General features: G+C 35.3%; 21 protein-coding genes and 1 riboswitch. Of the genes, 18 read left to right on the top strand and 3 right to left on the bottom strand.

Annotated elements, in window-relative coordinates; translation table 11 throughout:
* Window positions 1-205 precede the first annotated feature (205 nt).
* The 4 genes from D2K40_RS15060 to D2K40_RS15045 all read left to right on the top strand — a co-directional run bounded on the left by D2K40_RS15060 (window position 206) and on the right by D2K40_RS15045 (window position 3,085).
* Window positions 206-658: a hypothetical protein gene (locus D2K40_RS15060; protein WP_162879238.1), complete on the top strand. Its 453-nt coding sequence runs from the start codon at window positions 206-208 to the stop codon at window positions 656-658.
* 503 nt (window positions 659-1,161) lie between these two features.
* Window positions 1,162-1,485, top strand: coding sequence for a nucleoside triphosphate pyrophosphohydrolase (locus D2K40_RS15055; protein WP_117157168.1), 324 nt, complete (start codon window positions 1,162-1,164; stop codon window positions 1,483-1,485).
* Window positions 1,482-2,471 carry an HNH endonuclease domain-containing protein gene (locus D2K40_RS15050; protein WP_117157167.1) on the top strand — a complete coding sequence of 330 codons (990 nt, stop codon included), beginning with the start codon at window positions 1,482-1,484 and terminating at the stop codon, window positions 2,469-2,471. Before D2K40_RS15055 ends, D2K40_RS15050 begins: the two co-directional genes overlap by 4 nt.
* Before the next feature lie 56 nt (window positions 2,472-2,527).
* Window positions 2,528-3,085 (top strand): hypothetical protein, encoded by a 558-nt coding sequence (locus tag D2K40_RS15045; RefSeq protein ID WP_117157166.1) that lies wholly within the window; start codon window positions 2,528-2,530, stop codon window positions 3,083-3,085.
* A 126-nt stretch (window positions 3,086-3,211) separates the two neighbouring features.
* On the opposite strand, the gene D2K40_RS15040 is transcribed toward D2K40_RS15045, so the two are convergent.
* Together D2K40_RS15040 and D2K40_RS15035 are read right to left on the bottom strand one after the other, a co-directional pair.
* Window positions 3,212-4,162, bottom strand: coding sequence for a calcium/sodium antiporter (locus D2K40_RS15040; protein ID WP_117157165.1), 951 nt, complete (start codon window positions 4,160-4,162; stop codon window positions 3,212-3,214).
* A gap of 135 nt (window positions 4,163-4,297) precedes the next feature.
* The gene (locus D2K40_RS15035; RefSeq protein WP_117157164.1) at window positions 4,298-5,257 is read right to left on the bottom strand and encodes a calcium/sodium antiporter; all 960 of its coding nucleotides are present in this window, start codon (window positions 5,255-5,257) and stop codon (window positions 4,298-4,300) included.
* Between the two features lie 623 nt (window positions 5,258-5,880).
* On the opposite strand from D2K40_RS15035, the gene D2K40_RS16785 reads away from it, so the two are divergent.
* The 9 genes from D2K40_RS16785 (at window position 5,881) to D2K40_RS14995 (ending at window position 16,981) form a co-directional block, all read left to right on the top strand.
* On the top strand, window positions 5,881-6,009 hold the full coding sequence (locus tag D2K40_RS16785; protein WP_308422937.1) for an RAxF-45 family protein: 129 nt from the start codon (window positions 5,881-5,883) through the stop codon (window positions 6,007-6,009).
* A gap of 129 nt (window positions 6,010-6,138) precedes the next feature.
* Entirely contained in the window at window positions 6,139-8,067 is a 1,929-nt protein-coding gene (abc-f, locus tag D2K40_RS15030) for a ribosomal protection-like ABC-F family protein (protein ID WP_205417579.1), read from the top strand.
* Window positions 8,068-8,327: 260 nt separating this feature from the next.
* Window positions 8,328-9,698 carry an MATE family efflux transporter gene (locus D2K40_RS15025; RefSeq protein ID WP_117157162.1) on the top strand — a complete coding sequence of 457 codons (1,371 nt, stop codon included), beginning with the start codon at window positions 8,328-8,330 and terminating at the stop codon, window positions 9,696-9,698.
* Between the two features lie 274 nt (window positions 9,699-9,972).
* Window positions 9,973-10,263, top strand: a complete 291-nt coding sequence (locus D2K40_RS15020) for a UPF0175 family protein (protein ID WP_229666806.1) — start codon at window positions 9,973-9,975, stop codon at window positions 10,261-10,263.
* Window positions 10,263-10,769, top strand: a complete 507-nt coding sequence (locus tag D2K40_RS15015; protein ID WP_117157161.1) for a PIN domain-containing protein — start codon at window positions 10,263-10,265, stop codon at window positions 10,767-10,769. Before D2K40_RS15020 ends, D2K40_RS15015 begins: the two co-directional genes overlap by 1 nt.
* 251 nt (window positions 10,770-11,020) lie before the next feature.
* A complete protein-coding gene (locus D2K40_RS15010) occupies window positions 11,021-11,317 on the top strand; it encodes a helix-turn-helix domain-containing protein (protein WP_117157160.1) in 297 nt (98 codons plus the stop codon).
* A 214-nt stretch (window positions 11,318-11,531) separates the two neighbouring features.
* On the top strand, window positions 11,532-12,257 hold the full coding sequence (locus D2K40_RS15005) for a Fic family protein (RefSeq protein ID WP_117157159.1): 726 nt from the start codon (window positions 11,532-11,534) through the stop codon (window positions 12,255-12,257).
* 945 nt (window positions 12,258-13,202) lie between these two features.
* On the top strand, window positions 13,203-14,948 hold the full coding sequence (locus D2K40_RS15000) for an ABC transporter ATP-binding protein (protein WP_117157158.1): 1,746 nt from the start codon (window positions 13,203-13,205) through the stop codon (window positions 14,946-14,948).
* Entirely contained in the window at window positions 14,945-16,981 is a 2,037-nt protein-coding gene (locus tag D2K40_RS14995) for an ABC transporter ATP-binding protein (RefSeq protein WP_117157157.1), read from the top strand. Before D2K40_RS15000 ends, D2K40_RS14995 begins: the two co-directional genes overlap by 4 nt.
* Before the next feature lie 131 nt (window positions 16,982-17,112).
* On the opposite strand, the gene D2K40_RS14990 is transcribed toward D2K40_RS14995, so the two are convergent.
* Entirely contained in the window at window positions 17,113-17,901 is a 789-nt protein-coding gene (locus tag D2K40_RS14990) for a PRC-barrel domain-containing protein (RefSeq protein WP_338045042.1), read from the bottom strand.
* A 463-nt stretch (window positions 17,902-18,364) separates the two neighbouring features.
* Between D2K40_RS14990 and D2K40_RS14985 the strand changes: the two genes are divergently transcribed.
* The 5 genes from D2K40_RS14985 (at window position 18,365) to add (ending at window position 23,990) form a co-directional block, all read left to right on the top strand.
* Window positions 18,365-19,864 carry an MMPL family transporter gene (locus D2K40_RS14985; RefSeq protein WP_117157155.1) on the top strand — a complete coding sequence of 500 codons (1,500 nt, stop codon included), beginning with the start codon at window positions 18,365-18,367 and terminating at the stop codon, window positions 19,862-19,864.
* Window positions 19,857-21,245, top strand: coding sequence for an efflux RND transporter permease subunit (locus D2K40_RS14980; RefSeq protein ID WP_117157154.1), 1,389 nt, complete (start codon window positions 19,857-19,859; stop codon window positions 21,243-21,245). The genes D2K40_RS14985 and D2K40_RS14980 overlap by 8 nt, the downstream gene beginning before the upstream one ends.
* 26 nt (window positions 21,246-21,271) lie before the next feature.
* Window positions 21,272-21,832, top strand: coding sequence for a TetR/AcrR family transcriptional regulator (locus D2K40_RS14975; RefSeq protein WP_117157153.1), 561 nt, complete (start codon window positions 21,272-21,274; stop codon window positions 21,830-21,832).
* 221 nt (window positions 21,833-22,053) lie between these two features.
* Window positions 22,054-22,704: a M50 family metallopeptidase gene (locus D2K40_RS14970; protein WP_117157152.1), complete on the top strand. Its 651-nt coding sequence runs from the start codon at window positions 22,054-22,056 to the stop codon at window positions 22,702-22,704.
* A 134-nt stretch (window positions 22,705-22,838) separates the two neighbouring features.
* A riboswitch (purine riboswitch) is annotated at window positions 22,839-22,937 on the top strand.
* A 60-nt stretch (window positions 22,938-22,997) separates the two neighbouring features.
* On the top strand, window positions 22,998-23,990 hold the full coding sequence (gene add / locus D2K40_RS14965) for an adenosine deaminase (RefSeq protein ID WP_117157151.1): 993 nt from the start codon (window positions 22,998-23,000) through the stop codon (window positions 23,988-23,990).
* The last annotated feature ends 515 nt before the right edge of the window (window positions 23,991-24,505 follow it).

Here is a 24,505-nt window from a genome sequence, read left to right as displayed (position 1 = left end):
CTCTCTTGAATAGATAGTTTGGTCACTTTCTATCATAAGAGAGGATTGTAAAATTGGAAATTGTGTGGCTCATTTTTCATGTGATCAAACTATTGAAAAGTGGCTCAAATCTAATTTATCAAATACAGTAATAAGCCCTTCAGTTTATGATTGTAGTCATTTATCATTTTATTACATCTACAGTAACTTTTTATTAGCAAACGCAATGATAACAACAAATTTGAATAATATAAACCAAATAAATGATTCTAATTTTAGAAGTTCATTAAATAGGGAGGTAAATGTAACAAACGCATTTTATGGAGAAGCAAAGTATGCTTGTAAAACTTATGATTATAAAAAAGCTATCATCTATTCAGCTATCACAGTGGAGACATATATAAATAATATAATCGATAAGATACCTAATAGTGAAGAGTTTGAAATGAATTCAAATGGTAAGTATAGATCTATTTTTTCTAAAACCAAAATGCTCATTAGAGCTAGATATTTAACTTCTAAAATAGAAATAATTGATTTAACTAACAATATGAAAAATATTACTGATACTAGAAATGATATTATGCATGGAAAACTAAAAAGCTTTGAATTACTCAAAATTAAAGCCGTAAAGTCTATAGAGTCATTAGATAGAATATTAACAAATCTATTCGAGTAAACTTTTTAAAAGAAGTATTCGATAACTCGTTTGTAACAGAGTTTAATTTAATAAAACAAATTCATTTGCTGCGCAGTACAACCATACTGTTCAACAATAATGTAATTTTACATTCGGTCACATTGCTAATAATCATAAGCCTAATTCTTCTTCAGAGATAAATAAGAGAAATTAGGCTTTTATCCTTTACATTTCATTTTTCTATTGGTAATTGCATAAATAGCAAGTGGTAAATTCCGTGGCAATGGCTTGAAAACATGGCAGAGATAGTACATTCATGTGGAGGTAATCGTTTTTCTTTAATTAACTGTCTTACAGTTGGAACATAGTTAGTACCAATACTAAGAAACTAAATACTAGATTCTTCCTCAAATTTTCTTATTAAGGTTTTTTTTTATATGTTCTCACCATATTCTCTTTTCCGATTTTTGTTATACTAGGATCACACAGAGTTAAATTTCAGTGAAGTCCGTATTTTACTATATCAAATAGAGGTGTACTCAATGCCAACCTACAACAAGCTAGTTCGCGACAAAATACCTGAAATTATTAAGAATGACGGAAAAGCCTTTACCAGTACGATTCTATCTGATGAAGCGTATCGTAATAGTTTATACAAGAAGTTGCTAGAAGAGGTAGAGGAATTAATTGCAGCAGATTCTTCTTCAGAAGCAATTGAAGAAGCTGCAGATTTACTAGAAGTGACTGAAGCACTGGTCAAATTAAATGGTTCAAGCATGCAAGAAGTAGAACAAGTGAGAGCTAATAAGAAAGACCAGCGTGGAGGATTTGATAAGCGTATTTTTCTTCAAGAGGTAAGCGAATGAGTCACAAGTTAAAAGTAGGCGAACTAAAAGAACATTATCTAACTGATGAGGAAATTTGGCGTATTTTTACGGTGGTTTTGTCTAGTAAATCTGCAAAGTCATCTACTTACAAATATGCGCTCATTAAAGCGCTGATAGAAAACTTATACCAAGTTAATGATCGCTTTGAACTGACCTATGATCAATTAGCTTATTCTTTTACAAAGGTTTATTGGAATCTCATCGTTCAACATAATTTGATTAAGCAAAACAGAGGTAAGAATGCAAGAGTTGTAACAATTATCAAGGAGATTCAGTCAAAGTATCAAATACCAGCTGAATTTAGTTTTGATAAAATTGCTGCGCAAATACAAATTAAAATGGTTTCTGAAGTAAAGTCTACGATGAAACAAAATGTTTTTGGTGCACTCTATGGAGATACAAGCGAGAAATTTTACGCGTTTGACCATAAGCATGATTACTTTAAATTAAATCCATCTGTACATAGTTTTATGTTGAATTATCAGAGACTAATTGTGAATCTCACTAACTACCATATGGCAAAAATGATTGAGGAGTTGAACGAAGTACCAAGTATCAATTACCTGCTTGGAAAGGTTGAAACTATCGCTAGGCGTTCAACTTTACGGCCTTTTGAAAAGGTGTTATTGAACCATTTTAAAAATTCTTGTTTCTATTGTGGTAAAGCTTTATCTAATGGGAAAAGGCAAACGCATGTCGATCATTTTATTCCATGGTCATTTGTGCAGTCAGATCATATATGGAATCTCGTTCTATCCTGTAGTACGTGTAATGGATCTAAAAGTGACAAGCTCCCTAAAAGGTATTTCCTTGATTCTATCATTGATAGGAATAATGAACTGATAGATAAGGAAGAGGATGCTAATGTGATGAGTTTTATGAAAAATTATAAGGACAAGAAAATCATTTTACTTTATGACTATTCGATTAAGAATGGATTTGATCAAATTTGGAGCCCGTCATGAGATCGAAGGATTAAACTTACTTCTATTGAATAGTATTATCTAAGAGGAGTGATTAAATGAATGAGGAAAATAAAGTATCTAATATTTTATTTTATATAGGTGTTTTTGAAATTGTATTAGGACTTTTTTTGGGTTTTTTAAATGGTACTGTTAGAACAGGTTACTCAACAGAATTTGTTTGGTCAGTATTTTTAACATGGTTTGCAATTGGCTTTGCTTCTGGGATGTTATTTATTGGATTTGCTGAAGTTATAAAGATTTTACATAACATAAGACTAAGCATAAACAAAAATTATTGTACTGAACTAGTAGAGTCTGTTGAAAACGAAGAAAAATTAGAAAGTGAAGAGATTGAACGAATTAAGAGGATTGATATAGAATCACAAATAGATTGGGAATTGGATAGTTATGATAGAGATAAAATAGAAGATCACTATAAAAAGCAAAATGTATCTGCTGTCATTCGTACACCTGTAGAATATGCTTGTATTGTAACATTTAAGGGAACAAAGGATTATAAGATTGTAGATACTGGTGGTTTTGGTGTGCATGAACTTAAAGATAAAGACAAAATAAATGAGATTAAAGAATGGTATAATAAATTTCTTGATTAACATAGTTAGGTATGAGAAACGATGGTTGTACTAAAGTAAAAATGAAAATGGTGTCAGGCACTCCCATTAAGGGTTGTGTCTGGCACCATTTAAGTTTTATTAATAGGAGCAGAATAGTAATTTTAATTAGTTTCTAATGATGATAAAAATCATATAGGCAATATATGCAGCAGCTAACATGCCACCCTCATTTTTACCGATTCTAAAGTTGGATCTTGAGAAAACAAGTAGAATGATAGTTAAAACATTCATTACAAGGATATCGAAAAATATTTTATTATCAACAGCAAGTGGAGAAATAACAGATGAAATTCCTAGCACGAATAAAATATTGAAGATATTACTTCCAACGATATTTCCTAAGGCAATTTCACTTTCTTTCTTTAAAGCTGCAGTAATGGAGGTAATTAACTCAGGTAATGACGTACCAACAGCAACGATTGTTAAACCTACAAGCGTTTCACTCATACCGAATGAAAGAGCAAGATCCGTAGCACTGCCTACGACAAGATCGCCTCCAAAAATAATTGCTCCAAGCCCCCCAATTGTCAAAAGTGTGTTTTTTCCAAATGGAACTTTCACCTGCACGGTGTTATCTAATTTTTCGCGATTGTTTCTAGCTACTTCAAAGATATAGTAAAGGAAGATCGCAAAGAATAGTAAAAAGATGAATCCGTCACTTCTAGTTAGAAAATTATCACTTAATTGCTGAAGGGTAACATCACTAATTAAGATTAGTAATGCAACGCCTGCTAGTAAGGTAAAAGGAATTTCCTTTCTTATTGTTGTACGTTCTACTTTCAACGGATAAATTAGCGCAGCAATCCCAACGACAAATGTTATATTGAAAATATTGCTTCCGACAACGTTACCTATTGCAACGCCTGCATTGCCTTCTAATGCAGCCAAGATACTAACAGTTGCCTCAGGGGCACTCGTTCCAAATGCCACGATCGTCAACCCAATTAATAGCGGGGAAACCCTTAAATCCGTGGCAATTTTTGATGCTCCTTCTACAAAAAAGTCTGCTCCTTTAATCAGTAATGCGAAGCCGATAATTAACAAAACATAAGTCATTTCTATTCCTCCGTATAGTACCAATTAAATATGATTCAGCAGCAGTGATAGTCGGATCAAAAATTACTACTTTTTCTTCACGATTCTATACCAGCTTCAGGCATCATGGTGTTCAATTCTTTTATTATATATAAATTAATTTCTTATAATGATAAATATTGTGTATAAAATATATGCGATTACTAAGAACAGTCCTTCATATTTTCCGATTCTAAAGTTTGTTCTTGAGAAGATAAGCAATGCAATTGTTAATACAATCATAATGAGAATATCAACGATTATTTTACTTTCTAGGGCAAGTGGATGGATAACAGCAGTTGTACCCAATACGAATAGAATATTAAAAATGTTACTACCTATGATGTTTCCTAAAGCAATATCACTCTCCTTTTTCATAGCTGCTGTGATCGATGTAATTAACTCTGGTAAAGACGTACCAATTGATACGATAGTAAGACCAACTAAGGTTTCACTCATGCCAAACGATAGTGCTATATCAACAGCATTATTTACTACCAACTCTCCACCGAGGATAATGCCGACTAGCCCACCTACAGTTAGCAGGATATTTTTCGTCCAGGAGGTCGGTGCAGATACTACTGTGGCCTCTTCTTGGGTTATTTCACGGTTTCTTCTTGCTGATTCAAAAATTAAATATAGAAAAATGGTGAGAAACATTAAAATGATAAAGCCATCGCCTCTAGTGATCAGGTCTGTACTAGTCCCCTGAAGCGCTATATCACTAACTAAGATCAGTAATACGACACTGACTAAAAGGGTAAATGGAATCTCTTTTCTTATCATTTCTTTTTGTACTTTAATTGGATAAAGGAATGCAGCCACACCAATAACTAATGATATATTCATAATATTACTTCCAACGATGTTTCCAATTGCTACTCCAGCATTACCTTCCACTGCGGCGATAATACTGACTGTAGCCTCCGGTGCGCTTGTGCCAAAAGCAACAATAGTCAACCCAATTAATAATGGAGATACGCGAAGAGTTCGGGCAATATTGGAAGCTCCATCAACAAATAAATCAGCACCCTTAATTAATAAAACAAAACCTAAAACTATTAAAATATAAACCATTTAAAACCAACTTTCTAATCTAAATAAATTATCGTATTTATTTTGTTATTTGATATTTTTTACCTTTTCCTACTCTGATTTTTATTTATTCAGTCCTCCTTAAGCGCAAAAAAAGAGCCTTTACCAATGATGGTAAAGGCTCTAAAAAACAGACCTTTACCAACCGGACGGTAAAGGTCTTGCTAACAACAAATCGTTGCCAACAAAGCCGAGAGTTAAGAACTCCGAAATGACGACTATGTTGTAAAAGCTACTCCCCTTTAGGGATATGAGATTACTTATTCTTAATAATATACAAACGGTTAATATACGTCAATATATTTTTATTGCTTATTTGTATACTAAGTTTTAAAAGTCGTTGTAGTACCTGTCACAACAGGTTTTTGTTGAAATCGACAAATCACGGGTGGTGACAGTGCTTGTCCTCCTTAGTTAAGTCAAATTGATATACTAACCGCATTGACAGGATATTTAACTAGAATGAAAATGTGCACATCATTAAGCGTTGGCCGAATAAAACAGTAATTAAACAAGATTTTATTTATAAATGGAAAATTAAGTTTGAATAAACCTACAATAAGTGGTAATATAGACCTAACTTTAAGGATCGGAGGTGGGTTAAGATGTTGAATCAAGTTGTTTTAGTGTGCGGGTTTTGGGTTGAATTCCTTTATTTATACCGTGCAAAATTTGCTGTTGGAATTGTTAACGGGATACGTGTGTCCTTTTTTAACAACTCAATAGCAATCTAAAACGATGAAAACATCTCTTAACCCACATGATAGAAGAACGGTTGAAAGGAGGGCATTTTCATGCTCTCCTTTTTTAATTGAATAGAACGCTCCTAAAGTGAAAGTGACGTTCTATTAGAATCTGTAGCCATGGGAAGGTGTGTCTTCTTATGGCTTTTTTTGTATTTAAAAGGAGGAACAATAATGATTGTATGCAGCGTTAATAAAATAGCTAAGATGTATGGCGGAAATGCGATTTTTGAGAATATATCTTTTGAAATAAAAGAAAAAGAACGGATTGGTCTGGTTGGTCGAAATGGTAGTGGTAAATCGACTTTGATTCGTTTGCTAGCTGGTGAGGAAACACCGGATGCAGGACAGGTGCATTGGAAAAAAGGTTCTGTCATTGGTTATCTTACACAAATCCCAGATTACCATGATGCAACCACTACAAAGAATGTACTAAGATCCGCTTTCTCGCCTTTACTGCAAATGGAAGATAAAATGAAAAGGTTAGAGGCTGAAATGAGCCTGGAGAAAAACGCAGATAAACTGCAAATTTTGATCGGTGAATATGGTGATTTACAGGACCAGTATGCGATTAATGGTGGTTATCAAATAGAATCCAATATTGAGAAAATAGTTCATGGTTTAAATATTCAACATTTACTTGATCAGCCTTTCTCCCGTTTAAGTGGCGGAGAAAAAACAAAGGTTGGGCTATGTCTGATGCTGTTAAAACAGCCCGACCTGTTGTTGTTGGATGAACCGACGAACCACTTGGATTTAATGGCGGTCGAATGGCTTGGCAAATTTTTGCGAGAGTACATCGGGACAGTCCTCGTTATTTCACATGATCGTTATTTTCTTGATGAAGTAGTCAACAAGGTGGTCGATTTGGAAGATGGTGAAGTCACTGCTTACCATACGGATTTTTCAGGGTTTATAAAAGAAAAAGAAGAAAAGCTGCTAAGGGAATTTCAAGCCTATGAGGAACAACAAAAGAAAATAAAAAAGATGAAGGAAGCGATTAAACGGTTAAGAGATTGGGCAAACAGAGCGAACCCACCAAATGCGGATCTTCATAGACGTGCAAGGAACATGGAAAGAGCGTTAGAGAGAATAGAAAAGTTAAATCGACCGGTATTAAATCGGAAAAAAATGAACCTAGAGATGGATGTGGCGGGCCGAAGTGGAAATGACGTTATTATGCTTAAAGATGTTTCAAAGTGTTTCGATGACAAGTTGTTATTCGAGGATGTGAATATGCATATTGCCTACCAAGACCGGGTTGCGATAATAGGAGAAAACGGAACAGGGAAATCAACATTGCTTAAATTAATCCTGCAACAAATTTGTTCAGATAAAGGAGAGGTGCGGGTAGGTAGTAATGTCAAAATAGGATACCTATCGCAAAATATTTTCGCTACTATTGAAAATGAAACGGTTATTGAGACATTTAGAGCTGAGGTTAAAGTGACGGAAGGTGAAGCAAGAGGAATTTTGGCGCGATTTATGTTTTATGGGTACGCCGTTTTTCAAAAGGTCTCGCAGCTTAGTGGAGGCGAGAGGATGCGGTTAAGATTAGCCCAATTAATGTATCAAGATATCAATTTGCTGATCTTAGATGAACCAACAAACCATTTAGACATTGAATCAAGAGAAGTATTGGAAGAAGCGCTTGCCGATTTTCAAGGTAGTTTACTAACGGTATCACATGATCGCTATTTTCTTAACAAGCTGTTTGGAAAGATTTATTGGATCGAAGCAAAAAAAATCCATTGCTTTGATGGTGACTATACCTGGGCTAAGGAAAAAATGGATACCTTGAGAGAAAGAACAGGACAGGTAAGAATAGAGAAAAAGAAAGAAGAAACGCACTCGCAAGAAAAGGCGCCAATAAAGCATAAGGACTATGATAACTTAAAAACGGATTTAGCGTCATTAGAGGAAAAAATCATCGAGTTAGACAAAAAATTATTGGAAGTTAAAGATTTGGCGTTATTACAAGACTTATATTTGGAAAAAGAAGAATTAGAACAGATATGGGAAGCGCTTTGTGATCAGTTAGAAAATTAAGCTGGCGTGCCTGTCACTTCACGATTTTTATTCCTAATTTTTATCGAATACGTCATATTTCGTGAAGTTGCACCTGTAATAAACACTTCTTCTCTTATTTTAGTTAGTATAGTAATATAAAAGAATCGATTCTTTCGATATACGAAATAAATCCGACAAGTTTAATCCTGCGTTTAAAAATAAATTTATTATTTTGGAGAGTGATCTATTTATCATAAGATCACTCCTTCTTTATGAAAAATCAAGAATAGGAGATTAAGATGAACAAGCCAGATATCAAAAAGTTATCCATCATCGCCATTACCTGGCCGATTTTTATCGAGTCACTTTTGCATATGTCATTGCGGACAGCCGATACATTCATGTTAAGTCAAGTTTCTGATGAAGCTGTAGCATCAGTAGGGGTAGCCAATCAGTTAATCATGTTTATGTTTTTCTTGTTTCAATTAATTTCGACTGGTGCATCGGTTGTGATCGCACAATATCTTGGTGCTAAAAAATACGATGAAATCAAATTCCTTACAGGAAACGCTATTTTTCTTAACCTGATATTCGGAATTTTCATTGCTTCAACCATCATGATCTTCAGTAGGCAATTATTAGGTTTCTTTTCCCTGGAACCGGAACTATTTGAGCAGGCAAATACGTTCTTGTTAATCGTTGGGGGCGCACTTGTGTTTCAGGCAGTCAGTGTGACCATGGCAACAATCATACAAACACACGGTTACACGAAGGAAACCATGCTGGTAACCTTGGTAATGAACGTTTTAAACATCACAGGTAACTATTTATTTATCTACGGTGCGTTAGGATTTCCACAGTGGGGAGTTCCAGGAGTGGCAATTTCTACAGCAGTCAGTCAATTTTTAGCGATGATCGCTTATGCAATCTTGCTAAATAAGCGAGTGAATTTAAAAATTGGATGGGCTGAATTTATCAACTGGCAAAAAGAACGGATCATGAAAATATTACGAATCGGAATTCCGTCATCCATTTTCATGATTTCATATTCCTTTAGTCAGATTGTTACAACTGGATTTATTACACTTTTAGGTACACAGATGCTGGCAACGAGAATTTATACACTAAATATTTTATTTTTGGTTATGATATTAGGAATCTCTTTAGGACGCGGATCACAAATTATCATCGGCCACTTAATTGGTGCAGGCAAGATGGAGGAGGCCTATAAACAAGGGTTGCGTAGCGGGCGGTGGAGTATCATCGCTGCCTTAGGAGTCACAGTTATTGTTACCACATTTAGTAAACCATTACTCAATCTATTTACAAACGACCCTGAAATCATTTCAACTGGTATTTTGCTACTGCTTCTTGGTTTCTTACTTGAACCTGGAAGATGTTTAAACCTTGTCTACGGCGGTATTTTGAACGGAGCAGGGGATGCAAGGTTTGTTATGATCGTATCTCTCGCGGTTGTGTGGTTATTTAGTGTTCCCCTCTATTATTTACTGGGGATCCATTTAGGGTATGGATTGATCGGTATTTGGATTGCCTTTATTGCAGATGAGTGGGCCCGGGGGTTATTTGTCTATTTCCGTTGGAAGAGCAAGGCTTGGGAGAAAAAGGCAATCGTTAAACATGATCTACCGGTTGTAGAGGACACGGCTTAATTGAAGATTTTTTAAATATACCAAATAGGTGCTTGACCACAGGCACCTGTATTTCCAAAAAATAAAATTCTATTTTTAATACGAACAGTGCCTGGCACTGTTCGTATTTGATGTTTTCACTCATGATTAACGTCAACTGTCTTATCAGCTCTTGAACTCTTTAGGAAGTGGCACCACGTCAATAGGGATGGTTTTCTGAACGAAGTGTCTAGATTTATGATAAAATAAAACATAAGAATACATTTGAAATTGAGTATCTGAGGAGGTTTTTCTAATGTTGGAACAAAATGAAATGAACGTTTATCTGCCAAATGAAATTATTAGCATTCTGGATAAAAGTGGGAATGGCAAAAACCTTGATGACAAGGTACGTCTGTCATTGGCAATTGCTATGTTTGTTGAAAAGACGGTTACATTAGAACGTGCATCTGAACTAGCCGGCAGGTCCTTAGCAAATTTTATCGATGTTTTACGAGCGAAGAGAATTCCTTGGATGGAATATACAAACGATCACGTTGCGGATGACGAACTGGCGATACAAAAGTATTTTGATGGTGCTAAATAGTGAGAAGGATTATCACAAATTCAAGTCCTATAATAGCATTATCTATGATTAAAGAACTTCACTTGTTATGGGAGCTATTTGATCAGGTCTATGTTCCTAAAGCAGTGATTAAAGAACTGACTGAGAGTGCGCATGAACATGATCATGGAAGACAGGAAATCATTGAAGCTGTCAAGTCCGGAAAAGTTATAACATATGCTATTAAGGATAAACAGATGGTTCATCGATTGTTCGGAAAGCTACACGCAGGGGAATTGGAGACAATCATAGGTGGAAAAGAACTAGAGACAGATTTTGTTTTAATTGATGAGATAGCTGCAAGAAATATGGCAAAGAACTTTTTTCTTACACCTATATGGACACTAGGAATCCTAAGATTAGCCAAAGCGCAAAAGAAGCTAGAAACGGTAAAACCGTACATTGAACTTCTCATAGAGAATGATTATCGAATTGGAAAGAAACTGTATGAACAAGTATTACGTTTGGAAAAAGAATGGGAATCATAAGCAAAGTTATGTTGCCCCGTTTGCTTTAAATATTTCGAGTAGCCCGCTATAGTTTCAATGTTTAATAAAAACCAAACCATTCCATTCCAATGAACAACAACTTGTTGAGAGGGATACCTATTTTTTTCCTGTAGTTGATTCAGTTACAATGGATTAATTAAGCGTAATGATCTAACTCCAGCTGAGTTGAATTATAAAGATTACTGTATAGATAATCCAAATCTTTATTAAGAGGAAAGGAGATAAGAATCATGGGCGACTTTTTTGAAAAATACTCCGAAATTCGTGGAGATGACTATGTAAAAAAACTTCAACTCGAAGGAGAAATAGCCGCACAAATCAAGACTAAACGACAAGAATTAAAAATGTCTCAGCAAAAGTTAGCTAATGCAGCTGGGATTCCAAAATCTACAGTTGGTAGAATAGAAGCGGGGCTAACTAGTCCCCAATTAGAGACATTACTGAAAATATCGAAAGCATTAGAAACACCTTTTGTTATTGATGGCACATTAGATAATGGTAGCAATAATTTATATATACAAACGTGAATATCGTTTTCAACAGTACACTTAAACTTTTTGTTAGATCCCGCGTGCGCAGCATTTCCTAATTTTTATCGAATTCGATATATTGTGGGAAGTGACAGGCACCTACACTTTAATACAGCTCAAATACAGACAACGACGGTATTCCTGATCATCGAGACTCGCATCCACGGACGCCAAATACACCTAAAAATACACTTGAAAGGAAGTTATAATTATGCTGAAGAAATTTCAATTAGAAGAATATTTTCAAGATGTCCTGGTGCGTTTAGCGCACCACTCGTCAGCAATTGAAGGTAATACGATAACGCTACCTGATACGGTGTCTATCATTTTACATGATACGCTGCCAGGCGGTTATAGTAGACGTGAATTTTTTGAGATAGAAAATCATCGTGACGCTTTCGCTTATGTCATTGATCAGTTACGAGGTGAACAACCTTTAAGCCTTACTGTCTTAAAGGACATTCACGAGAAACTTATGGATCGTTTACTGGTGGATAAAGGTCAATTCAAAACAAGTGAAAATGCGATTCAAGGTGCTGATTTTCTAACAGCATCCCCCCGTGAAACACCTTTGTTAATGCAACAATGGGTTGATAATCTTAATTATCAACTAGAAGGTGCAAGTAAAGACATGGACGTTTTGAGAGTGGTTATGGACTTCCATATCCAATTTGAACGTATTCATCCATTTTCAGATGGTAACGGAAGAACTGGCCGTATGCTGATGAATTATTCGTTAATGCAGCATGACTTACCACCATTGATCATTCAAGCAAAAGATAAGGCTGCATATGTCAACTACTTGGCGGAACAAGATATTGATGGTATTACTAAGTTTTCTTATGAGTTGATTCGTGATGAAGCTCGAAGGATGCAACGATTTAATAACAAAGAAAAAGCTCAAATTAAAGAACTTGATGATGAAATTGAAAGGTAAGGTGTTCCAATGAGAGAATATTATTTATATGAAATTACAGCGAGTGAAAAACCGATTATAATTACTACTTAGATTTCTGTACATACAATCTCATATAACAGTCTAAAAAAGATCATAGTTTAAAATCTATAATCTTTTTTAATGTATATAAGAAATCAGTTAATATCTTTGCGGGTTTTGTTAATTGTGGGAAGTGAAGCACCTAGACTTCCAAAAAATAATTTTTTCCAATTTTTTATTGACGTTCAAATTTTTTGAAGATATAATTATTCTTACATTGATTAAATAAAACGAAAAGGAGGTCACCTAACATGGATAAAATCAAATTGATAGATCAGCAGATTACTAATTTAATTATCTTCCTGTCGTGGCCTTCTACTTTAGACGTCTGTGTAAAAGCGTAAATTTAGATTATTTGCTTTTATGCTAACTGAACGAAAAACATAGAATGGCACAGGCTACGACATATTCGTGGCCTATTTTGTTGTCATTTTCCAATATGGAGAATAGCGTACGTACTTTTTTATGATTGTGTGGAAAAGTATGTGCGCTGCAGCGTATACGTCATTGATGTATACGCTTTTTTTATTTTCTAGGAAACGACAGAATGCAGTGTTTGTGGTTAATTAAATTTCATAATTAGCCACGTCCAGCTCCAACGCCCATTGCCTAGTGCCCTTCAGGCGCCTCCTTACAATAAGTCAACATCGAATCGCTTTCGCTCTTCGTGTTTCCTTTATCTTATACGGAGCCTTCCAGGTCATACGGCAATAAACAGGCGCCTGCGCTTTTGTTCTGTTGATCCACATGAAAAATGAATACAAAAGGAGGAAGAATGATGAGTTGTTTAATAAAAGATGTATGTTCAATTCGATTAGTGGTGTTAGGCGGTGGTTAGCTAAATTAATAGCAGCTAATCATGTTGTTCGGAAGGGGAGTTAAACAATGTTTTCTGTATTTAGTAAATTATCTTGGTTTTTTAAAGAACAGTGGGGACGTTATGCGATTGCAATAACGGCACTCATTTTCGTAAGTTTTATTGATCTTATTCCACCAAAATTAGTTGGAATGACGATAGATGCGATTCAGTATAATGAGCTGACACCAGCCCGATTAAAGGAGATTATTTTGATTTTTGTTTCTTTAATTGTTGTTAGTTATAGTGTCATGTTTATTTGGGATTATAATTTATTTGGCGGTGCTTTATTGTTAGAACGAAAAATGCGCTCAAAGTTAATGCGACATTTTCTGATGATGAGTCCACGATTTTATAGCAAAAATCGAACGGGTGACTTAATGGCGCGTTCAACTAATGACTTAAAGTCGATTATGATGACGGCGGGATTTGGTATTTTAACATTAGTTGATTCGACCGTATTTATGGCGCTTATCGTTTTAATGATGGGGTTTACGATCGATTGGCAGCTTACCTTTGCTGCACTTATCCCAATGCCGATTATGGCAATTATCGTGCATAAATATGGAAAAATAATTAATCAGCGTTTTACCGACGCGCAAGAAGCCTTTAGTGAGCTTAATAATTATACGTTAGAGTCAGTCCGCGGTGTCCGTGTCATCCGAGCGTTTGTCCAAGAAAAACAAGATACGAATCGATTTTTTTCCAAAACGGAAGATGTTTTTAAAAAAAATAAGGCGGTTGCTCAAATGGAAGCCTTTTTCGAACCGACAATCAAAGTACTTGTTGGTATTTCTTATACGATCGGCTTAGGGTATGGATCGCTAATGGTTTTTGAGAACCGAATTTCAATTGGAGACCTTGTCTCGTTTAACGTTTATTTAGGTATGATGATCTGGCCAATGTTTGCCATTGGTGAATTAATCAATGTCATGCAACGTGGTAATGCTTCGCTTGATCGTGTTGATCGCGTATTGTCTCAACAAGCAGATGTGCAAGATCCAGACCAGCCTGAATCAATCAGAGAACTAGAAAAAATCGTCTTTCAAGATGTTTGTTTTGCTTATCCTGGAGCACAAGGTAACCAATTAGATGCGGTCAATCTCACGATCAAAAAGGGTGAAACCATCGGAGTAGTTGGAAAAACAGGTGCTGGTAAAACAACACTTTTCAAACAATTACTCAGAGAATATGTACCACCTAAGGGTAGCTTGACGATTAACGAGATACCGATTGAACGCTTTATTTTAGATGAAACAAGAAGTTGGATTGGCTATGTCCCACAAGAGCATGTGCTATTCTCAAAAACAGTTAAAGAGAATCTCGTATATGGTTGTGGTGAAAAAACATTGACGCAAATTAATCATATTTTAGCATCAGCGTCTTTAAAAAGTGATATTGAAGCACTTCCAGAAGGGTTAGATACGTTGGTTGGGGAAAGTGGTGTGACATTATCAGGTGGTCAAAAGCAACGTATTTCCCTTGCTAGAGCATTATTAATGGACCCTGAAATTTTGATTTTGGATGATTCATTATCCGCAGTAGATGGGATGACGGAAGCAAACATTATTCGCCATTTACGGGAAGAACGGATAGGGAAAACAACCCTTATTGCAGCGCATCGATTGTCAGCAATTAAGCATGCCGATCAGATCATTGTGCTAGACGATGGAAAAGTCGTTGAAAGAGGGACGCATGAGGCGTTAATGCTGCTTAATGGCTGGTACAAAGAACAGTTTGATACGCAGCAAATGGAAAGGAAGGGGATCGAATGAAACCTTCTACGGAAAAAAGATTATTACGTTATGCTTTATCAAGTAAAAAAACGATTAGTATTGCCTTAATCTGTCTAATCATTGCGGTAGGGCTTGAACTTACGGGGCCGTTTATTGCCAAAAAGATTATTGACAATCATATTGTAGGTATTCAGACGGAGTGGGTGCAAGTAGAAGAACAAAACGATAAGAACACAATTGCTTACAAAAATCGGTTCTTAAAACGGTCGGATCGCTTAAATGCGGATGATCAAGTGATTGAGACATATACGTTTATACAATCGAGTAGGCACTATTATTTAATTCATGATCAGATTCCATTAGATAGTTCGATTCAGGTCGTTAATGATGAAAGTGTAACTGTTACCTCTAACAATGGTACGGAAACCGTGGCCGCAGAAAAAGTAGCGGTTCGGGAGCTTTATCGTTTTTTTGAGCCAGAACTAAATCCAATTGTCTGGTTACTTGTCCTGTATTTAGGACTAATTCTGATTGCAGCTATTTTTCAATATATGAAAACGTACTTATTACAAGTCCACGCGAATAAAATCATTCAGCGGATGAGAAATGATGTTTTTACAAAAGTTGAAGAGCTGCCGATGCATTATTTTGTAAAACAACCTGCTGGTAAAATATTAGCGCGTGTAACAAATGATACAGAAGCGATTAAGGAATTGTATGTTAAAGTACTTGAGACGTTTGTTAATGGTTTTATCTACATGTCAGGCATTATGATTGCCTTATTTCTTTTGAATGAAACACTAGCGATGATTTGTTTGATTTTACTGCCAATACTGCTTTTATTTATGAAGTTTTATAAAAAATATGCTGGTAAATATAATCGGGTGATTCGTTCCGTTAACAGCGATATAAACGCTTCGATTAATGAATCGATTCAAACGATGCCAATTATTCAAGCGTTTCGACGAACGGATGAAAGACAACAGGAATTTGAACAATTGAATGACCGTCACTATCGGTATCAGAAAAAAATGATTGCCCTATCTGCGTTAACTTCCTTTAACCTAGTAAACGCAATCAGAGGGATAGCGTTTGTCGGCTTTATTTGGTATTTTGGTTCCAGATCTTTTAGTGTGGAGAACGTTATTTCAACCGGTCTACTTTATGCTTTTGTTGACTATTTAACACGTTTATTCGAACCGCTAACTCAAATGGTGAATCAATTACCTCAACTTGAGCAAGCAAGAGTTTCTGCCGGTCGTGTCTTTGAATTACTAGATGAAGACAGTGAAGTGATTGATAACAAAGAGATTGATCGAATTAGAGGAGAAGTGACGTTTTATAACGTCAGCTTTGCCTATGAAAAGGATGATTATATTCTAAAAAACGTCGCTTTTACTGTGTTGCCTGGTCAGACGGTTGCTTTTGTTGGATACACTGGTTCGGGGAAAAGCTCGATAATGAACTTGCTATTCAGATTCTATGATCCACAAAAGGGAATAATAGCAATAGATGGCATCGATAGCGCATCCTTAACGAGACAACAAGTACGGCAACATATCGGTATTGTTTTACAAGACCCGTTTATCTTTACTGGAACGGTGTTGTCAAACATTACACTAGATGATCCAACAATTAAACGGGAACAAGCGATTGCCGCTCTAAAAGCTGTCGGTGCTGATCGATTCATCGAAAAATTACCAAAACAATATGATGAGCCTGTTGGTGAGAAAGGCAGCGAGTTCTCTACTGGCCAACGGCAACTGTTATCGTTTGCAAGAGCATTAGCGTTTAATCCAGCAATATTGGTGTTAGACGAGGCAACTGCCAATATTGATACAGAAACAGAAGGAATGATTCAGCAAGCCATGAATATTCTAGCCGAAGGACGTACAATGCTTGTGATTGCGCATCGCCTATCAACAATTCAGCATGCGGATCAAATTATTGTGTTAGAAAATGGTCAAATTATTGAAAAAGGAACCCATGACCAGTTGATTGAGGAAGATGGAAACTATTATCAGATGTTTAAAATGCAACAAGGTGGATTAAGCGAGCAAGCCATCTTGTAGGGGGTGCCTGTCACTTCCCGTTTTTTGTCGAATGTTAAGTGGACTTTTCATTACGAACAGTGCCTGGCACTGTTCGTATTAAAAAACAAAGGCCTGACCAAGTCAGAGCCTTTGTTTTCAATTCAACTGTTTTAAATTTCCCAATACTTTGCCTTACCTAATCTACTATATAATTCTTCTTCATAGGCTCTAGTGATTGGTTCATTAGTTTTAAATTCTTTAATTTTTTTAAATTGTTCTTTGTTAAGGTCAATAGATACTTTTTTGCTTTCCCATTCAACATTGCTGATCCAATCAGTTGATAACAAAATATGCTCACTAGTTAATAAACCTTTAGTATCTACGACGATATAATAGATTTTCCAGTTTTTATCATCTATCACAAAGTCTGTAACATGACCGATTTCACCGTCTGAAGCTTCAACATCATATCCAAAGAAGCTACCATCAATTTCATTAACACTTCTCAAATTAGGCTCATTAGCATCATCTTCGCTAACGCCATCTTGTAATACCCCTCTATTTTGTGCATCGACTAATTCCTGTGGGTATGTGTAACCACCCCATGGTCCAGGTCCGACTACTCCACCTAATCCAAATGAATAGTTTGGCCATCCATAATAATTGAATAATTCCATTTCAGCTTGTTTAGATACTGGTTCATCTTCATCTCGGTTTGGTGCATTTTTAATAGTTTCTTTAGATGCTAATACATTTAGTGAACCATTCTCTATATCTACATGATCGAATGAGATGGGTGATAACAATACTTTTTTCCCCGGTAACCATTTTCTTGTGTCAACCACTAAATAACGCACAGTCCATAACTTATCATCAAAGTAAATGTCTTTAACGCCACCTAGCTCTCCGTCAGAAGCACTGACCATTAAATTTTTAACTGTTGTACCTAAATAAAAAATACTTAGCCTCCTAATAATTCGTAACGTTTTATCATTACTAATAATCTATATTTTAATTTTACCCTTACATATCTATTACCCTGAAGACTTTTTTTAAAACTTCTTAGCAACTGGTAATATCTGTTTTTGATGAAGCGGAATTACTGAAGTTCTGGGGTCAGCCTCCTTAGTTAGAGAAATCCAAATTGCATTAGTCGTTTAAAAATAAATTTTTTGTTTACATCTTGTGCGTATCCAACTATAATGAATGTTAGTAATAACTAACATTACTAATTCGTTTGAAAGTGAACAAGGCTATTGGTAACGCGTTAGGGCGGTATTACTAGCTAAAAGACCACTAGTCAATATCATTATAAAAAAGTATTTCTTCTTCGTAAGTTTGGAGAAGAGACGTGATAAGTTAATACAATTTTTTTAGTCTTAATGTAAGTTATCACTAACAAACAATGTAAGGAGGAGAAGTATGAAGATTATGCAACTGGTTTCGGAAGGTTTATCAAAGAGGCCGATCAAGATCATTTTTATAACATTTTTATTTATCGTTCTTTTAGCTCTAGGTGCTCAGCAAGTAAAAATGGCAACCGGAAATGACACACTTGTTAGCAGTGATACCGAGGTTTACAAGGATAATGAAATGTTGGGGGAAGAGTTTGGTGGTGAGTCAATTATTGTTCTATATGAAGCGAATCTTCTAGATAAATTAATGACGGTATCCAATTTAGAACATATGAAGGAATTAGAGAACCGTCTTGAATTCAAGGGTAATATTTTTAGTGTCATCAGTCCTGCTTCGATCGTAAATCAAATGGCTGACAAACAATCTGAAAAATATAAAGAAGGAATTATAGAAGTTATAGATGGATTAGATGATATGGGTTTGAAGCTAATTGAAATTGGTGAAACATTGGTTAGCAATGAAGATGATAATTCTGTTCCAGACATAGATGAAAAGGTAATTGAACTTAATCGTGGTCTTTCAAACATGATAAAAGGACAGGAGAAATTAAGTGAAGGAACAACGAATTTAGTCAATGGGTATGCTCAACTTGGCAAACAAACAAATGACATTTCGTTAAAACTTGAACAATTATCTGGGAAGTTTAATACTTCAGATCCAAAACAAAAACAATTAGGAACGCAAGTCAAACAAGTAGGTAGGAGCCTAAATCAGCTTTCGGAAAAAATGATAGAAACGTCCGAAAAATGTTCTGCTCTACCAAACGTATCATCACAAACGATAAAAGGTCTTCAAGGAATAGAAACGGGGTTAACACAGCAAAAAGATAAGATTTCAGGATTGAAAGATAAACAGACTGAACAATTATCAGATTTGCAGGATCTAGGTGATGGTTTAAAGGAAATGGGTAAAAATCTCATATCGATAAGTGAAAACTTAAATACGATGCTTACGTACTCCGATGCGATGAAACCGGGGTTACCTCAAAGTCAAGATACACTGGAGCGCATGATCTACGAGGATGGAAAGCTTAGGGATGTATTTAGTGAATTGATTATCGATGATCAATATATGACCATGGTAGTCAAATTTGAAGGGGGAGTTAGTGATGAAGCGAAAAGTGAAGCTGTCACTTTAATTCAATCTTACCTTGAAAGTGAACCATTAGAAAATACAGAAACAATGGTCTCGGGTAAACCTGTACTTGATGATTCGATTCGGACATCTATGAAGGAAAGCATGATGCAGATGATGATACTTTCGGTGCTCTTTATGATTATTGTGTTATCTCTCGTCTTTAAAGTGAAATGGCGAATCCTACCACTTGGCATTATTTTAGTAGCTGTTGTTGGTACAGTTGGGTTAATGGGTTGGACAGGGATTCCAATCACAATGGTTTCTATGGCAGTTTTCCCTATTTTAATTGGACTTGGTATTGATTATGCGATCCAATTCCAAAGTCGATACATCGAGGAAATGATGGAAGGAGAAACAAACAATGAATAAACCTATACAAGATCGTGCAAAGAAAAGTCTAAATCAAACGGTTATCAAAATGTTGCCAGCGATTTTAACCGCTTTGGTAGCAACAGCGCTTGGATTTATCGCTCTATATACTTCCCCTGTACCGATGATTCAAGACTTTGGAAAAATGTTGACTGTAGGAATGATTGTTAGTTTTTTTGTTGGAGTATTGATCTTAATTCCTATATTATTTACTAGAGATCATTTTTTTACGAAAGATCCAGTTAAAAAGAAGAAGGCTTCTACTAACGAATCTATGATTGAAAGGTTTCTAGATCATTTCACGAAAAAATTAGTTTCATTCAGGTGGATAATCCTTATTGTTGCACTGATCACTGCGGGCTTAGGTATCTGGGTTGATTTTAATGCGGGAGTTGAAACAGATATTGAAAAGTTCATGCCACAGGATACGCAAGAATTAACAGATATTCATAAATTAAGAGATATTCTTGGGACAACAGATCAGGTCTCCATTGTGTATGAAGGGGAAGATATATTGAATCAACAAACGTTAGAATGGGTTGATTCAACAACTGAATCCTTAGGAACTGAATTTGAAGATGTAGTTGTGAATACAAAATCAATTACAAGTATACTAAAACGAATGAACGAAGATGAGTTAGCTTCTGGTCCTGCTTTGGAGGAACAGTTAACTGATTTACCAGAGAATCAACTTAAATTATTAATTAATGATACGGAAACAAAAGGTGTGATTACGGTTGGGATTAAGCATTTAGAGGCGGAACCGTTGAAAGCATTTATTGATTCTTTAAACGAGTATCTATCTGAAGAAAGTTTATCCACAATAGAAACAACGATCACTGGTAAAGCGGTACTAGATGTAGAAATGATATCCGCTCTAACAACAGGGCGTTATAAAATGACACTGTTAGGTATAGCGCTCGTTTTCTTAGGATTATTAGCTATCTATCGACACCCTGTAAAAGCTTTTATCCCACTATTACCTATCATCTTTATTATAGGTTGGTCAGGAGCGGCTATGTTTTTATTAGGAATAAAATATACACCGTTGACTGCCACACTAGGTGCCTTAGTTATAGGGATTGGAACTGAGTTTACAATTCTGATGATGGAACGATTTTATGAAGAAAGAAGAAATGGGCATGCTTCTGTTGAGGCGATTCGGATTACGAATAAAAAAATAGGAAAAGCGATTTTTGCGTCGGCTATTACAACAGTTGGTGGATTCAGTGCATTGCTAATCTCGGACTTTGTAATTTTAAGTAATTTTGGTTTAATGACATTGATTAATATTTTGTTAGCTTTATTTAGCAGTATCGTTGTTATGCCTGCTATCTTGATTATTTTGGATCGATTTGTCAAAATAAGACCTATAGGGTAAATAGACAAGATGTGGAGTGGTGTTTTTTGAGAGATAAAACAGAACAAATTATTAAAGCAGCATTAGATGTATTTATAAAGAAGGGTTTTCAGGTAGCAACCACTCAAGAGATTGCCAAGGAAGCAGAAGTAGCTGAGATCACTCTTTATCGTAAATTTTCAACGAAACAAAACTTATTTATTACCGCAGTTAAAACAGTGATTGAAAAACAATTTAATTCCCATGTAAAAAAACTGGCAAAGGCAGAAAATACGGAAGAATTTCTAAGTGGAATTATTTATAACCGATTAGAGGTTCTTTCCAAGAATGCAAGTTTAGTTAAAATGCTGCTTTCGGAAAGTTTAATGGGAAATTTAGCAGAAGAAATAAATCTATCAACGCTTATTTTTTCGAGCTTGAAGAATGGATTGGATATACATTTTGACATGTTAAATAAAAATGTGGATACAGCATTTATTGCTAGACAATTAGGTGGCATATTCCTAAGCTTCATTATCTTACCGATCGAACAGCCTTTTCATGAGTTGGATGAAAGTGGGAAGGAAGAAGTAGTTAAAAAATATGTAAAATCATTAGTGATTGAATAGGTGGGGGTAACTCCATCTATTTGAAGTGCTGTAATATAAAAGCGAAAAGTAGCGTGGATAGGTGTGTTTATTTATTTCTAATTTATGTATCGAATTATGATCGCGATCGCGGCAGACCTAACTCTAATTCCTCTTAAAAAAATAGTGGATTAACTCTTTTAACCGTTCTAGTTATCAATTCAAATCACTAATTGATATACTAGGGCTAAAGGGGAAATTCGATGAAGAAGAAATTAGCTTTATTCATTATATTGGCAGTCTTTTTAACGCAAATGCCTTTTATTGGTCCTTATTTTTCAATTGTGAATACGTTGATCCATGAAGCAGGACACGCGATTATGTCGCTTGTCACTGGTGGTGATGTGCAATCAATAGCCTTGTTTTCTAATACGGAAGGTGCCACACTTGTTAGCAATCGGTATTGGTTAGGCGGATTTATGACTAGTATTGCTGGATATGTATTTGCGTCATATATGGCATATTTGTTTTTGACATTAATTTATAAAAGGAAAAGTAGGTATGTCTTATTAATTTTCTTAGGATTGCTACTCATTAGTTTGATATTCTGGATCCGTAACCTATATGGATTATTCTGGATTATTACAATCATTGCTGTATTTTCATGGGTATTAGCAAGAGGTTCTAAGCGGATTTTAGATTATTTTGCCTTATTCATAGCTTCACTAGTATTAGTAGAGTCTGTTACATCAGCATTCGAGATTATGTTCCTTAGCTTTGTCTCGCCAAGTAATGCGGGAGATGCAACGACCTTAGCAAACATGACATTTCTCATCCCAGCACTGGTATGGGGAATTGCTTTCTTTGTCCAGGCACTCTTTTTTGCTAGATTGGGGTTAAGAAGGTACTTTTAATGGATAGGTGCTGGAATCGATAAAGGTGAAGTTATAATTGTACATTTATTTATAGTGAAGTCTTTAACGAAATTTTTACCGTGATGAAAACCATATTGACAATGTAAACGTATTTATATTATCCTATATATGTCTTAATAAACTGAATAAAATTCCGTATAACTCCAATAATATGGTTTGGAGGTCTCTACCAGGAACCCAAATTCCTGATTACGAAGAAAGTACAAGACTTGTATTTTCTTTGTAGTCAGGAATTTTTTTGTATCTAAAAAAACAAAATATGGAGGTAAAAAATGAATTTATTAAATGAGCCAAAAATTGAACTTCACTGTCATCTGGATGGCAGTGTTAGAGTAGAAACGATTATTGATATTGCTGAAAAAGAAGGTATACCGTTACCGACAGTTGATAAGGAAGAGTTGGAAAAGGAACTGATTGCTCCTAGTGAATGTCCATCGCTTGATGAATATTTAAAAAGATTTTCACTTCCAAATAAGGTCATGCAGTCTAAGGAGAGCTTAAAACGTATTACTTTTGAGCTTTTTGAGGATGCGGCTAGGGAAAATGTGAAATATCTTGAGGTCAGATTCGGTCCATTACTACACACATTAAAAGGATTAGATATTGAAGAAGTTATTCAAAGCGTTATAGATGGCATGAGGGATGCAGAAAACCGTTACGAAATAAAAGGAAATATTATCTTGTCTTGTTTAAGATCGATGCCTGTAGAAGGTGCGTTTGATGTAGTAGAGAAGGGTAAGAAATTCCTAGGTAAAGGTGTAGTAGCAATCGATCTTTGTGCAAGTGAAGATGAAGGATTTAGCAAACGCTTTGTTGAGCCAATCACATTAGCAAAGGAATATGGCTACAGAGTAACGATCCACGCGGGTGAAACTGGGAGTGGAAAAAACGTTCTAGAAGCTATTGAATTATTGGGTGCTGAAAGAATAGGGCACGGCATATATATTAAAGATTATGATGCGGCTTATAAGAAAGTAAAAGAAAACCAAATCGTGCTAGAAATTTGTCCAACAAGCAATGTTCAAACAAAAGCTGTTAACCTATTTTCTGAACATCCGATCTATAAGTTTCATGAAGATGGAATTAAAGTGACGATTAATACGGATAACAGAACAGTATCTGATACGACCATGTCTAAAGAAATTGATTTAGTTGATGATGAATTTAATCTTAGCAAAGAAGATTATCGACAAATTTATATCAATAGTGTTGAAGCATCCTTTGCCGATCAAGAAACGAAAGAATGGTGCTTAGCGCAATATTAGATTGGGATTGAGTAAGTACTTTTAACAGATTCTTAAACTGTATAGTGCTCGACTTCAGGTACTAGTGTACAAAACAATGCTGTGTAACCTGTGGTGTGAGTTATCACAAAGAAAGCAGGGCAGACTGATAGCGGGTTCCATTACCTATCGCAAACATTAAAAATGTAAGATAAAATGACCACCAAATTGTACGCTGATTTGGTGGTCATTTTTTGTTGGTTTAAAAGAATTTCTTATGGAAACTGCATTAAAATTGCTTACTAATTTGCTATGCATTTTGTCGTAGAAAATTAACAATTACTTTTTTTTACCACATTTTACAAGGTGTTCTGGATATTTATGTTAAACTATATATAGACTTTGTGAAGGGTTGATCTTAAACTAAATGGCAGGTTAGTGGAACAAGATTTTAGTTTTCAATAGTAATATAATAAGTGAGGAGGGATTATAGATGAAAAAGCTAATAAGTTTATCTCTTATTGCTCTCTTATCAGTAGTATTGCTTTATTTGGTTG

It is taken from the genome of Paraliobacillus quinghaiensis (genome assembly GCF_003426025.1).
GTDB lineage: Bacteria > Bacillota > Bacilli > Bacillales > Amphibacillaceae > Paraliobacillus_A > Paraliobacillus_A quinghaiensis.
The sequence above is the reverse complement of the archived record's forward strand: the minus strand, read 5'-3'. Positions and strand labels throughout refer to the sequence as shown.